This is a genomic window from Pantoea leporis (genome assembly GCF_028048155.1).
GTDB lineage: Bacteria > Pseudomonadota > Gammaproteobacteria > Enterobacterales > Enterobacteriaceae > Pantoea > Pantoea leporis.
In genome coordinates, this window is sequence record NZ_JALMEU010000004.1 from 1 (window position 1) to 13,819 (window position 13,819).

Sequence of the window (13,819 nt, forward strand, 5' to 3'; positions counted from 1 at the left end):
TACGCTGACCATCGACCCGACCGTGGACCGCGATGCCGTGATCACCAGCGCCTGGGATGACTTCGGCGCCGTGACCGGCACCATTGCCAACGGCGGGACCACCGACGACAGCACCCCGACGCTGCGCGGCACCGGCCCGGCCAACAGCAGCATCTCGCTGAAGTACAGCAATGGCGACCGCAGCGGCGGCATCATTATTAAAGTGGATGCCAGCGGTAACTGGACGTGGACCGCGCCAGATCTGGAGGACGGACACTGGACCTTTGAGGTGAAGAAGGACGGCCAGGAAAACTGGAGCCGCTACGAGCTGACCATCGATTCCAACGCGGATCGCAACGCCAGCATCGACAGCGCGTTCGACAACGCGGGTCCGGTGACCGGCAGCCTGAGCAGCGGCGCGTCCACCGACGACACCACGCCAACCCTGCGCGGCAGCGGCCCGGCCAACGGCACCATTACGCTGCGCTACAAAATGGACGGCGGCAGCTACGCCTCCACCACGGTGAGCGTGGACAACGCAGGCAACTGGTCGTGGACGCCGTCCGGGCTGGCGAAAGGCAGCTGGACCTTTGAGGTGCAGAAGGCCGGCCAGAACGGCTGGAGCAGCTTTAAGCTGACCATCGATCCGGCGCTGGATATGCAGCCTACCATCGACGATGCCTGGGACAATTTTGGCGCGGTGACCGGCAGCCTGAAGAACGGAGACACCACCGATGACAGCACGCCTACCCTGCGCGGCAAAGGGGTGGCTGGCACCATCATCCACATTCAGAGCAGCCCGCCGGGCGTGCCGTGGGAGGCCGTGGGCAGCACCGTGGTGAGAGCCGACGGCACCTGGGAGTGGACCTCACCGGCGCTGAGTGGCAGCAACACCTGGGACTTCCGGGCCCAGGCGCAGACCGGCGATCACTTCAGCGAGTGGAGCAACAAGTTCGTGGTGAAATACGTTGCGGCAGCGCCTGACAAGCCGACCATCACCGATGCGTTTGACGACGTCGGTCCGGTGACCGGCAGCGTGAAGAGCGAGGGCTACACCGATGACAGCACGCCAACCCTGCGCGGGCGCGGCGTGGCGGGCAGCATCATTCACTTCCAGAACGGCCCGTGGGATAAGCCGTGGGTGAACGTGGGCAGCACGGTGGTGAAAGCCGACGGCACCTGGGAGTGGACGTCGCCGGCGCTGGATCACAGCGACAACTGGCACTTCCGCGCCTGTGCAGAGAACAGCAACGGCACAAGCGACTGGTCAGACAGCTTTATTCTGAACTACACCGATCCGACGCCGACCATTATTGACGCGTTTGATGATTTTGGTGCCCAGACCGGCAGCCTGCAGAACGGTGATACCACCGACGACAGCACGCCGACCCTGCGCGGCAAAGGCGTGGCCGGCACCATCATCCATATTCAGAGCAGCCCGCCGGGCGTGCCGTGGGAGCCAGTGGGCAGCACCGTGGTGAGAGCCGACGGCACCTGGGAGTGGACCTCACCGGCGCTGAGCAGCAGCAACACCTGGGACTTCCGGGCCCAGGCGCAGAACGGCGATCACTTCAGCGCGTGGAGCAACAAGTTCGTGGTGAAATACGTCGCGGCGGCGCCTGACAAGCCGGTCATCGTCGATGCGTTTGACGACGTCGGTCCGGTGACGGGCAGCGTGAAGAGCGAGGGCTACACCGATGACAGCACGCCAACCCTGCGCGGGCGCGGCGTGGCGGGCAGTATCATTCACTTCCAGAACGGCCCGTGGAATCAGGCGTGGGTGAACGTGGGCAGCACGGTGGTGAACGCGGACGGCAGCTGGGAGTGGACGTCGCCAGCGCTGGACCACAGCGACAACTGGCACTTCCGCGCCTGTGCAGAGAACAGCAACGGCACAAGCGACTGGTCAGACAGCTTTATTCTGAACTACACCGATCCGACGCCGACCATTACCGATGCGTTTGACGATTTCGGTGCCGAGACCGGCAGCCTCGCCAGTGGTGACACCACTGACGACCAAACGCCTGCCCTGCGCGGCACCGCGCCAGCAGATAGCGTGGTGATGATCCGTGCACAGCATGCCTCGGGCGAGAAAACCTACAGCGTGAAGGCGGGTGCGGATGGTAAGTGGAGCTGGACGCCGGATACGGCGCTGGCGAAGGGGGACTGGGATTTCCAGGTGAAACAATCCGGAGCGGAGAATTGGGGTAAACCATTCGAACTGAACATCGTTAGAGAATATTCAGGAGATTGGGGAATGCTAGATTTCGAAAGCACCGATTTAGGGAATATAACATCAGGAAGTCATTTGTTATTCAATAATAACACAAAAGTATTTTTTAAAACTGAAGGACCTGGTCGAAATTTAGCTTCACAAATAGTTAAAACACCTGATGGTGCTCCGGAAAATTGGGGAGAGAAAACAGCTCTTTTAAAAGAGGATACAACAATTGTTATATTTCCTAATAAAAACGATTATACGACAACCAACGCCTTCACGGAGTTTGGCGGTAGCATTTGGAATAGCGGCTCAAGTACAGCTACCTTCATTTTAGGTGCCTCTCCTGCAAGCGGTGGGAGAGAAGAAGTATCCTTTACAGTAAAAGCAGGAGAATCCATTTCGCTGAGCAGCTTAGATTATTTAGTCTCACATTCATACTTCCTGAGCATGGGTATAACACTCGTAGGAAATCCACAAGGTGTTTATATTGATAATATTTATTCAGTTGAAATAAATCTATACACACAAAAAACGCTTACTCTTGAACCCGATAATATCGTCCACTTCCTCGACGGCGTCGACGCATTAACCGATCACGCCATTACCGGCAGTGAAACGCAGGTGGATACCCTGCAATTAACTGGGAAAGATCAGCTGCTCGATTTATCTCAGCATAAAGCAGAGATTCAATCGGTGGAGATCTTTGATATTCGCGGCAGCGGGGATAATACGCTGAAAATCGATCTGGATGCGCTGCTGCATTACGGCGAAAAAGATCTGTTTATCGAAGACGGTAAAACCCAGCTGATGGTAAACGGCGGTGCCGGCGATGTGGTGCAGCTGAAAGATATTCTGCCGGAAGGCAGCGATATCAGTGAATGGCAGCATCAGCAGGGAACCGTGACGGTCGCGGGCGTGGAGTATGAGGTGTACAGCCACGGCGATGACGCGGAACTGCTGGTGCAGCAGGGGGTGAAAACCGAGCTGATTTAACGGTTAGATCCTTCTAAATCTGTCTGGAAAGCCACCGAAATTCGGTGGCTTTTTTTTTGTTTACCCACTCAGAACCTTCGGGCATCGCGCACCGGCTGGCATTGCGCACTGGCTGGCATTGCGCACCGGCTGGCATTGCGCGATAAATCGCGCCGCTACGTTGTGCGGCGATCACGGTACACCGCATCCTCCGCGACGGCCGCGGCAGCGATCCCCTCTTCATCCGGCATCACCCCATCGCCTGCGTCATCAAACCATAAGCCTGCATCGCGCCGGGCTGTGGCGCCCATGGCGTGCCGCGCACCATGATGGTGGGCGCATCCACCTGCTCCAGACCCAGGGTTTTCAGCCATTGCGCCAGCGGTAACGCGGCGTCGGTATCGATGCGCACAAACTCGCCATGCAGGGTTTGCATCAGGGCGGCAATCAAGGTTTGCGCGCTCGCCAGATTCAACGCAATCACCGGGCCAATCGACCAGCCGTGACCAAAACGGCGCAGGCTGGCAAAGCCCTGCACGCGCTGCTGCGCATCCCGCAATATCCGGGTTTGTGCAGCGGTGATCAGGTGGGTGATTAACGCGGGGCGCCACAGGCCGTGCGCCTGGTGATCGAGGGCGGTCAACGGTTGTGCCTCTGCGGGCAGTGCGGGACGCAGCGTGAAACCGGGTGGCACCGTTAACGCCGGCACCGCCGCCAGCGCGCGCGTCTGATGCTGCAGGATCTGGCCCGCTACCGTAAAACCGAGTTTCTGGTACAGCGGTTTGCCGCTCTCGGTGGCGTGCAGCCGCAGCCGGTAATCAGGGAATTGTTCCAGCAGCGCCAGCATCAACTGTTTGCCGATGCCCAGCCCTTGCCAGCGTGGGCTGACGATGACGAGTCCGATGGTGGCCGCCTGCTCGCCCCAGCGAAATCCCAGCGCGCTGCCGGCGTAGTCGCCCTGATGTTCAGCCACCGTGCCTGCGCCGAACGTCAGCGCCTGCTGCCAGTCTTCGCGGCGATGCGGCCAGTGCAGTTGCTGCGTGAGGGCAACGCCGGAATCAATGTCGCGTGGCGTCATAGCGCGTAGCCTGATCATGTTTGCTCCTGATGTGCGGGAAATGCCCTTGTCTTTAGCACATTTCAGGGCGGGGATGAAAGCGGGAACGCGGTTGCGAGGCGGTGCGGCCGGGTTGCGCCGCACCGTACTGGCTTAGATCTGGAAGTCGATGGCCGGTTCGTTTTCGGTTTCGTATGAGAGCGCCTGACGCTTGATCTCCTCCAGCGACAGGTTGGCATTACAGAGTTCGAGGAACTGCCAAACGTAATTGCGTTGCAGCTGGCCGCGCTTCAGGCCGAGCCACACGGTATTGGCATCGAACAGATGATGAGTATCGATTTTTACCAGATCTTCCCCTTCGTAAATATCGCACGCCTGATCGGCGAGAATCCCCACGCCAAGACCGAGTTCCACGTAGGTTTTCACCACGTCAGAATCCTGCGCGCTGAGCACGATATCCGGACGCAGACCAGCGGCCTGGAATGCCCGATCCACCCGCGAACGGCCGGTGATGCCCTGACGATAAGTGATTAACGGATAACGGCTCAGACTGGCGAGCGTAATGGGCTGCTGCTGTAGGAGTTCATGATCGTGCGGTACCAGCAGCGAGTGATGCCAGCTGAACCACGGGAACGCCGCAAGACTGCTGTTATTCACCAGTTGCTCGGAGGCGATACCGATATCGGCTTCACCGGCCAGCAGCATGGCGACGATCTCCTGCGGCGATCCCTGATTCAGCTCAAGGCGCACGTTGGGATAGAGCTGGCGAAACGCTTTGATCACGCGCGGCAGGCTGTAACGCGCCTGGGTGTGCGTGGTGGCGATGGTCAGCACGCCGCTGGTTTCATTGGTAAACACATCCGCTAAGCGGCGTACTTTGCCCGCTTCATCAAGGATGCGCTCAGCAATGGTCAACAGCGCCTTGCCCGGTTCGGTCATGCCTAACAGTCGCTTGCCACGACGAATAAAGATTTCTACGCCCAGTTCATCTTCCAGATCGCGAATATGGCGGCTGACTCCGGATTGGGAGGTAAACAGCGTATTCGCCACTTCGGTCAGGTTGAACTCGCAACGGGCCGCTTCACGTATAATTTTAAGTTGCTGGAAATTCACACCCTTTTCTCCTGATTCCTGCCCCTGTTTCGTCCATGTTATGAAGTTGGTGTCATCGCAACAAATAATAAAAAACGGTGTGTTATGCGGAATAGTAATAAGGAGTCGTTTGAAGTACGCCCTCACCCCCGCCCTCTCCCGCAAGCGGGCGAGGGAGTTGATCGAGCGGTTGGTTGGTAAGGTGATCATTGTGACTAAAAATGGGCGGGATCGGTCCCCTCTCCCATTGATGGGAGAGGGTTAGGGTGAGGGAAAAAGTGCGCTTAACTCATCCCACCAGCATCAATTCGCGGTCCTCTACCGCTGGCTTATTCAGCAGCGACAGCAAAATATTCTTCACGGCCTGCGCCGATGGCGACAGCGGCAGACGCGCCGAGATGTTCAGCGACAGCGGCAGATTGAGTGACGGACTGTTAATGCGCGCCATCCACGCATGGGTTGAACTCACTAGCGCCCGCGCTGCAGATTCTGGCAGCACCGTCACGCCCATGCCGCTGGACACCGCCGCCGTCAGCGTCGAAATGGATTCGATCTCGCCAATGATGCGCGCGCTCAGACGACGCAGCGAGAACGCTTCATCGACACGTTTACGCACCGCGCTGTAATCGCGTGGCAGGAACAGGCTCATCTGCGCCACATCGGCCAAATCGACCGTCGCACCCGGGCACGCCGTTGCGCCCACCAGATAGAGCTCTTCTTTCATTAAGGGAATGCTGTTGATGCCCGCCGTTGGCGCACGGTCGTACAGCACCGCCATATCCAGCTGGCCGTTCATCACTTTTTCATTGAGCGAGGTGCCGCTGTTTTCATGCAGATACACCAGCACATCCGGGAACTGCTCACGCACCGTGTGCAGCAGCGGCATGGTGAGCGAGGATGCGGCGGTGCCCGGCGCTAAACCAATCGAAACCTGGCCGTTCAGTGCCTGGCCGGCGTTAATCACCGCCGTTTGCGCCTGTTCACACTGGCGCAGAATGGTGCGAGCGTGGGCATACAGAATTTTTCCGGCTTCAGTGGGCGTCACGCCGCGCTTGGTGCGGATCAGCAATTGCTGATCGAGTTCATTTTCCAGCGTCGCCACCTGCTGGCTAAGCGCAGGCTGCGCGATGTGCAGCACTTCTGCTGCCTGAGTCAGGCTGCCGATATCGACGATTTTTACAAAATACTTGAGTCGTCTTAAATTCATGTTGCCTCCGTCAATCCCCGAATACCCAGTTGGGTGTTTCAGCCTGCTGGCTTGTGGAAATGAAGTTGCAATATGCAGGCCAGGTTTGTTCGCGATGCAAAATTGCGTTGCCAGATTTTTCCTAACGGCACGGAAAATAAGCGTTTGTGATTACCTCGAAGGAGTTAATAAGCGTGGGCGATGACGTGATTTGCGTAAGCGTTGAACAACATGCACCGCCGTGGGGCAGAAAATGCGAGTCAGGCGTGCAAAAAAGTGATGACCGGATGAGCTGGTTTGGTGCAGAAAACACAGAAAGTGAACAGAAACGGCGGGAATGGAACAAAAACGAGCGGGAAGTATGGAGCTAGCCAGTTGGAAAACTTATGTGGCGGGCGATGCGCGTTGTCCCTCACCCTAACCCTCTCCCGCGCGCGGGAGAGGGAACTGACCGTGCACAATGTCACTACGCAAAATAATTCGCGCTGTAGCAAGGCGGCAAGAAAATTCAGCCCCGGGAGCATAGTTAACTATGTGACCGGGGGGAATTTTCACAGCCAACGCCGCTACAGCGTGAAGTATGAAGCGTATTAGCGTTTTTTACGGTTGCGATGCATATCTATTGAAACCGCTGCGACGATGATGATGCCTTTGATGATGTCCTGCACATAAGCATCGACACCGACAAAGGTGAAGCCGCTCTTGATCAGGCCAAGGATCACTGCACCAATCAGCGTACCGGTAATGCGGCCAACGCCGCCCATCAGGCTGCTGCCGCCGATAACCGCAGCGGCGATGGCATCCAGTTCGTACGCCATCCCCATGCTGGACTGGCCGCTACTGACGCGCGCCGCCAGCACCACACCCGCCAGGCCAGAGAGCGCACCGGCGATGGTGTAGACAATGATCAGGTACTTATTAACGTTGATACCGGACACTTTGGCGGAGGTCATGTTGCCGCCAATCGCGTAGACATATTTGCCGTAGCGGGTGTGTTTTAGTGCGATGTGGAACAGGAACGCCACCACCAGGAAGATAATGACCGGCATCGCGCCCTGGCCGATGGAGGTGAAGCCATCTGACAGGAAGCTAATCGGGTTACCCTGCGTGTAGTACTGCGCCAGACCGCGTGCCGACACCATCATGCCAAGCGTGGCGATAAAAGGCGGAATACCAGTTTTGGTGATCAGCACGCCGTTCATTACGCCGCACAGCAACCCTACGCCAATCCCGGCGACGATGGGAATCACCGCAGGCAGGTTCACCAGCGACGGATACATCGGCGACAGGCTGTCTGAAGTTTGCGCCAGACTGGCCGCCACCACCGCGGTGAGGGCAATAACCGAACCGGATGACAGGTCGATACCGGTGGTGATGATGACCTGGGTCACGCCCACCGCGATGATACCGATGATCGCCACCTGCAGAATAATCAGCACTAAGCGGTTGGTGTTCATCAGGAAAGATTGGTCACGTACGTACCAACCGGCAATTTCAAAAATCAGGGCAATGCCCACCATCACGACAAAAATCCCGGTGTCTTTTGGCAGCTTGTGACGCAGGTTACCAAAGAAAGAACTCTGTTCTGCGGCCTGCGGGGCCGTAATTTTTACGTTACTCATAGGTGTCTCACGCCTCACTCGGATGCCAACGACAAAATGGATTCCTGATTGGCCTCTTCTTTATCGAGGATGCCGGTTATACGTCCGCCGTGCATAACCATCACGCGGTCGCTCATGCCGAGAATTTCTGGCAGTTCGGACGACACCATGATGATGGCCACGCCGCGATTCGCCAGTTCACTGATTAAGCGATAAATCTCTGCTTTTGCCCCCACGTCGATACCGCGCGTGGGTTCGTCGAGAATCAGGATCTTCGGTTGCGCCAGCAGCCAGCGGGCAATCAGCACCTTCTGCTGGTTACCGCCGCTGAGGTTATTGATGATCTGATCCATGGTGGGGGTTTTAATGTTCAGCTTGCGAATCTGATCCATGCAGTCCTGCGCCATTTTGATGTGGCTGACAAAACCGCTTTTATGGGTGTAATCGGGCATGTTGACGATGCTCATGTTCTCCATCACCGACAACACCAGGAACAGCCCCGACTTTTTACGGTCTTCGGTCAGGAACGCCATGCCCTTCTCAATCGCCGTTGACGGCGAATCGATCTTGACCGGCACGCCATCAATCAGGATTTCACCGCTGTCGAAACTCTCCATGCCGAACAGGCTTTCCATCACTTCGCTGCGTCCGGCACCGACCAATCCCGCTACGCCGAGGATTTCGCCCTTGCGCACCGTGAAGTTGATGTCGGTGAAGCGATCTTTGCAGGTGAGATTGCGCACCGTCAGCACATCCCCACCGATTTCACCGTTGAATTTCGGGAACAGCTGAGTTAATTCACGGCCCACCATTTGCGTAATCAGTGACTGACGCGTGTATTCGCTGGTGCTGTTGCTGCCGACCCAGGATCCATCACGGAAAATACTGATCTCATCGGTAATGGTGAAAATCTCATCCATCTTATGGCTGATATAGATGATGGCTTTGCCCTGCTCACGCAGGTCGCGGATGATGGTGAACAGGTGCGCCACTTCGGTTTCCGTCAGTGCCGAGGTCGGTTCATCCATAATCACGATGTCCGAATTCCATGACACCGCTTTCGCGATTTCCACCATCTGCTGCGACGCAATACTCAACTCGCCGACCAGACGATCGGCTTTCAAACGGATATTGAGTTTGTTCAGCAGTTCCTGCGTCTGTTTGTTCAGCTTGCCGTGATCAACAAAGCCGTACTTCATCGGTTCGCGGCCGAGCCAGATATTCTCGGCCACGGTCATGTAAGGCACCAGATTGAGTTCCTGGTGAATCATGGAGATGCCGGAACGCAGCGCATCCATGGTGTCCTGAAACTGCACCGGCTCCCCTTTAATGCGAATGGTGCCCTTATCGGGACGATACATCCCGATAAGGCATTTCATTAAAGTGGATTTGCCCGCGCCATTTTCACCCATCAGGGCATGTACCGACCCCGGTTTAATACGCAGTGAGACATTGTCGAGTGCCTTCACTCCGGGGAAGAACTTGCTGATGCCTTCGGCTTCAAGCGCAAAAGCGGTCATACATCACCTCCGTACGGCTAAGTCGGTTACGGTTTATTTCTGATTCTGACTGGCGAATTTTTCGTAGTTATCTTTGGTAATCAGCTGGAACGGGATATCGACCACTTTCTGCACTTTCTCGCCGTTAATCAGCTTGACCGCCGTTTGTACCGCGCCTTCGCCCTGACCTTTTGCATCCTGGAAGACTGTGGCGACCATTTTGTCGTTCTTGATCATCTGCAGTGCGTCCGGCGTCCCATCCACACCCGCTACCAGGATGTGATTCGGGTTTTTACCCAGCGCCTGCAGCGCACCGATTGCCATTTCATCGTTGTTAGAGGCAATCGCCTGAATGTCATCGCCCGCGGTCAGCCAGTTACTCACCACGTCCACCGCATCATTACGGGTGAATTTGGCGGTCTGTTTCTGCACGACTTTAATGCCCGGATATTTGGCGACCACCGCTTCCACACCTTTGGTGCGTTCACGGGTGGATTCGTTAGCCAGGTCACCCAGCAGAATCGCCACGTTGCCTTTGCCGTTCATCTTTTTAGCCAGCGCTTCCATCTGCAGACGGCCCGCCAGTTCAGAATCCGAACCGACAAACGCCATTTTGTCTTTCAACTCGCCTGCCGGTTTACGGTTGACGAACACCAGCGGCACGCCGGCTTTCGCTGCGGCATCCACCAGCGGTTTCACCGCGTTGGTATCCACGGGGTTAACGATAATGGCGTCAACACCCTGACCAATGAAGTTCTGCACCTGCTGCAGCTGCTGGGCCACGTCGCCTTTGGCGTCTTCAACCTGGCCTTTGATGTTGTCTTTTTGCATCTCTTTCTGCATTGCGGTGCGCAGAATGGTGAGGAAGTTGTCGTCAAACAGCGCCATAGAAACGCCTACCTGAAGGTCTTTTGCCATCACGGCGGCAGGTAACATGCAAACTAACAGGGAAGTTAATAACGCTTTTTTGAATTTCATAGGTAACCCTTCTTATTCGTTAACATGCTCAGGTTGGCTGAGACCGCGAATGAAAAATATCTTTTACATTCACCCAACGTCGCTGGCGTTTTTTTTGTGGTTGTAGAGGTAAGGCTTCTGGTCTAACGCTATCGGTTTACTGCATCTTTTCTGTGTAACTTGCTACTAATCAGCCAGTTATTTTCGAAATGCCGTTTCAGATGACACAACTCATTTCGCCGGTGATGATTAGCAGTTCATTTATTTCATCTAACTTGCATTTGAAACTTTCATCATAAAAGCACTGAAATGATTGTTTTAAAATCGGCAAATAACAAAACTTTGACATGCATCTAACATCTTAAAGGAATTGCGTTTAAAGTGAGATCTTGCTGGCAGTTTAGAATCTGATCATTCAAGGCAGAAAAGCAGCATTCCGCTGCTTTTACGCGCACTTAAACCAAAAGTGTGCAGTCGGGCTTTGACAACGGGGATCGGCATCGCTAATATGCGCCTCGTTCACACGATTCCTCTGTAGTTCAGTCGGTAGAACGGCGGACTGTTAATCCGTATGTCACTGGTTCGAGTCCAGTCAGAGGAGCCAAATTCAAAAACCCCGCTCAGGGAAACCTGAGCGGGGTTTTGCGTTTTTGAGGATTTGCCAGGTCGCCACGAGCAACTACGTCAGCGGAGCCAGCTCCAGACTGCTGCGGAAATCGTTGCCGACATAATCGGTATCGATCAGCTGGCGGCGACGCAGTTCTGGCAGCAGGCCGTTGAGCAGCAAATCCTGCTGATCGGGCTGGCCGAGTCCATGCAACGAAATCACATCCAGCACGCCGGCGCGGTAGCGCTGTTCGATGGCATCGGCCAGGGTTTCTGGCGTACCGGCAACAAACCAGTGGCCGGTCTCTTCGGCTTTGATGATCAGCTCGCGCAAGGTTAATCCTTCCAACGCATAGCCACGGAAAATGGCGGCGCGCCCCTGACGACGATGCACCTGCGCCAGTTCGGGAATTAACGCGGCGGGCAGCGGTTGGTCGAGCGGCACATCGCGCAGATCCACCTCGCCGCCCAGCATATCGGCCACGCGTAATCTGCCCTGTTCATAGTTGATGCGTTCATGCTTATCGCGCAGACGGCGCGCCACATCGGCGTCGCTGTCGCCAATGATGGCGTGGAACGAGTTCATGATCAGCGGCGGATTATGTTCGCGGCCAAAACGTCGCGCCCGCTGCTGCACATCAGCCACGAAGGTTTGCGCCGCATCAAACGTGGGCTGCGAGGTGTAAATCACTTCGGCATAACGTGCGCCGAGCGTGACGCCCGCGTCGGATTGGCCCGCCTGGAACTGCACCGGACGGCGCTGTGGCGGCGGCGGTACGTTAAGCGGTCCCGCCACCTGAAAATAGTCGCCGCGATAGTGAATCGGATGCAGTTTGCTGTGGTCGAGACGAATACCGCCGCTGGCGGTGCGCTGCACTGCCGCGCGTTCGTTGGCGTCATACAGCGCGTTCATCACCTCGATAAATTCGGTGGCGCGCGCGTAGCGCTCCTGCGGTGGTGGCAGCTGGCTTTCACCAAAGTTCTCTTCGCCAACCGAAGAAGTCACCGCGTTCCAGCCCGCGCGGCCGCCGCTGATGTGGTCGAGCGTGCCAACCTGACGCGCCAGATTATACGGATGCAGCCAGCTGGTGCTGACGGTGGCGATTAAACCGATGTGCGAAGTGACCTGGCTCAATGCCGCCAGCGCAATCAGCGGATCTTGCGTGCCGGTGGTGCCCGCTAATCCGACCGGATCGGCCTGCAGCAAATCGGCGGTGAACAGGCCGGTGATTTTTTCGCGCTCGGCAATTTTCGCCAGTTCGATGGCGCGCGTGATGCCCACGCCGGGCTGGCTGTCATTGGCGGCGGAAATCACACTGCTGGCGCCGACCAGCGTTTTCAGTTTTCTGCTATAGGTTTGCGACACAACACTCTCCTTTATGGTTGTCGCGCGAAATCCGCTTTGACATGGTTTAAGGCGTCCGCATCGGTCAGCAGACGTAAGCCGGTGCGTGCCAGTACGCGCGCGCCAATCAGCAGCGCCTGATAACCGCGCTCAGAGTTGGCCGCTTCACGGAATGGCACGGTATGGAAAATCAGATCGTCGGGGCCGATTTTCAGCCACGGATGCGCCGTCGGCACCGCGTGGCTGATGTCGCCAGCATCGGTGGAGACTTTGTTTTTCTGCGGCGAGAGATCAACCTGCTCGCCTGCCGCGGTGAACTCCTCCAGCAGCAAGGCATCCAGCGCTGCGTTGAGTTTGAAATCGCGCGGGCCAATCTGATGGTCAATCTCGACGCGCGCGCCGGTCGCCAGCGCCACGCCTTCAGCAATGGCACGCAGACGCGGCTCAAGGGATTCCACCACTTCGCGGCTGTCCGCGCGGATGTAGTAATGCGCGGAGGCGTATTCCGGGATCACGTTCGGGGCCTGGCCGCCGTTGGTGATAATGCCGTGCACGCGCACGCCATCCGGCAGTTGCTGACGCAACACGCTGATGCCGTTGTAGAGCAGCACCAGCGCATCCAGCGCGTTGATCCCTTCATGGGGCGCGCTGGCGGCGTGCGACGGCTTGCCGTAGAAGTGGAAATAGAGATGATTATTGGCGAGCGTCGATTCAGTCAGGCGGGTTTTGCCCGAAGGATGCACCATCAGCGCCACGTCGACATCTTTGAGGTAGCCGGCTTCGACAAAGCGCTTTTTCACGTTGCCTTTGGGGCCGCCCGGTCCGGCTAATCCGCCCTCTTCCGCGGGCGTGCCTAACACCACCACGCGCCCGCCGGTTTGATCCAGCACCTGCGATAGCGTGATGGCCGCCGCCACGCTGGTGGTGCCAATCAGGTTATGACCGCAGGCGTGACCGATGCCGATCAGCGCGTCATATTCCGCGAGAAAAGCGATGGTGGGGCCCGGTTTGTCGCTGGCCTTCACCGCGTAGAACGCCGTTTCATGTCCGGCGACGTTGCGCGTGACCGCAAAGCCCTCAGCGCTAAGTAGTTGCGTGAGTTGCTCACTGGCAAAATATTCGTTGTTGCCGGTTTCGGGATTTTGGAATATCGCCTGCGATACCTTGATATAAGCGGCGCTGTGTTGTTCGAGGCTGTTTTCGAGCGTGAGCTGAAGTGGATTCAGCGACATGAGCATTCTCCTTTGGCAAAACAATGCGCAATAGATTGCGCCGCTACCTTAGATGCAGGTATTCGTAGCGGC

General features: G+C 56.8%; 9 protein-coding genes and 1 tRNA gene. 2 read left to right on the forward strand and 8 right to left on the reverse strand.

Translation table 11 applies throughout. The features are described from left to right. The coding region (locus tag MWH02_RS12770) for an Ig-like domain-containing protein (RefSeq protein ID WP_271460764.1) at window positions 1-3,193 on the forward strand (3,193 nt) is incomplete at its 5' end. 229 nt (window positions 3,194-3,422) lie between these two features. Here MWH02_RS12770 and MWH02_RS12775 read toward each other — a convergent pair. From MWH02_RS12775 to MWH02_RS12800, 6 genes are all read right to left on the reverse strand, one after another. Next, window positions 3,423-4,268, reverse strand: coding sequence for a GNAT family N-acetyltransferase (locus MWH02_RS12775; protein ID WP_271460765.1), 846 nt, complete (start codon window positions 4,266-4,268; stop codon window positions 3,423-3,425). A 114-nt stretch (window positions 4,269-4,382) separates the two neighbouring features. Further along, entirely contained in the window at window positions 4,383-5,342 is a 960-nt protein-coding gene (cbl, locus tag MWH02_RS12780; RefSeq protein ID WP_101762578.1) for an HTH-type transcriptional regulator Cbl, read from the reverse strand. Between the two features lie 268 nt (window positions 5,343-5,610). Further along, window positions 5,611-6,528: a nitrogen assimilation transcriptional regulator NAC gene (nac, locus tag MWH02_RS12785; protein ID WP_101763422.1), complete on the reverse strand. Its 918-nt coding sequence runs from the start codon at window positions 6,526-6,528 to the stop codon at window positions 5,611-5,613. Between the two features lie 569 nt (window positions 6,529-7,097). Next, the gene (locus MWH02_RS12790; protein ID WP_101763421.1) at window positions 7,098-8,129 is read right to left on the reverse strand and encodes an ABC transporter permease; all 1,032 of its coding nucleotides are present in this window, start codon (window positions 8,127-8,129) and stop codon (window positions 7,098-7,100) included. Between the two features lie 14 nt (window positions 8,130-8,143). Then, window positions 8,144-9,628: a sugar ABC transporter ATP-binding protein gene (locus tag MWH02_RS12795; protein ID WP_101763420.1), complete on the reverse strand. Its 1,485-nt coding sequence runs from the start codon at window positions 9,626-9,628 to the stop codon at window positions 8,144-8,146. 33 nt (window positions 9,629-9,661) lie between these two features. Then, entirely contained in the window at window positions 9,662-10,585 is a 924-nt protein-coding gene (locus MWH02_RS12800) for a sugar ABC transporter substrate-binding protein (protein WP_101763419.1), read from the reverse strand. A 507-nt stretch (window positions 10,586-11,092) separates the two neighbouring features. Here MWH02_RS12800 and MWH02_RS12805 point away from each other — a divergent pair. Next, window positions 11,093-11,168, forward strand: a tRNA-Asn gene (locus MWH02_RS12805). A 75-nt stretch (window positions 11,169-11,243) separates the two neighbouring features. Here MWH02_RS12805 and MWH02_RS12810 read toward each other — a convergent pair. Beyond that, on the reverse strand, window positions 11,244-12,536 hold the full coding sequence (locus MWH02_RS12810) for an NtaA/DmoA family FMN-dependent monooxygenase (protein ID WP_271460766.1): 1,293 nt from the start codon (window positions 12,534-12,536) through the stop codon (window positions 11,244-11,246). A gap of 11 nt (window positions 12,537-12,547) precedes the next feature. Beyond that, complete coding sequence (locus MWH02_RS12815) at window positions 12,548-13,747, reverse strand: M20 family metallopeptidase (RefSeq protein WP_271460767.1); 1,200 nt, start codon at window positions 13,745-13,747, stop codon at window positions 12,548-12,550. Between the last annotated feature and the right edge of the window lie 72 nt (window positions 13,748-13,819).

What these genes read in the sequence shown, in the direction of transcription:
- MWH02_RS12775 (WP_271460765.1), bottom strand. Translation starts at nt 4,268, where the DNA reads ATGATCAGGCTACGCGCTATGACGCCACGCGACATTGATTCCGGCGTT.
- nac (WP_101763422.1), bottom strand. Translation starts at nt 6,528, where the DNA reads ATGAATTTAAGACGACTCAAGTATTTTGTAAAAATCGTCGATATCGGC.
- MWH02_RS12790 (WP_101763421.1), bottom strand. Translation starts at nt 8,129, where the DNA reads ATGAGTAACGTAAAAATTACGGCCCCGCAGGCCGCAGAACAGAGTTCT.
- MWH02_RS12795 (WP_101763420.1), bottom strand. Translation starts at nt 9,628, where the DNA reads ATGACCGCTTTTGCGCTTGAAGCCGAAGGCATCAGCAAGTTCTTCCCC.
- MWH02_RS12800 (WP_101763419.1), bottom strand. Translation starts at nt 10,585, where the DNA reads ATGAAATTCAAAAAAGCGTTATTAACTTCCCTGTTAGTTTGCATGTTA.
- MWH02_RS12815 (WP_271460767.1), bottom strand. Translation starts at nt 13,747, where the DNA reads ATGTCGCTGAATCCACTTCAGCTCACGCTCGAAAACAGCCTCGAACAA.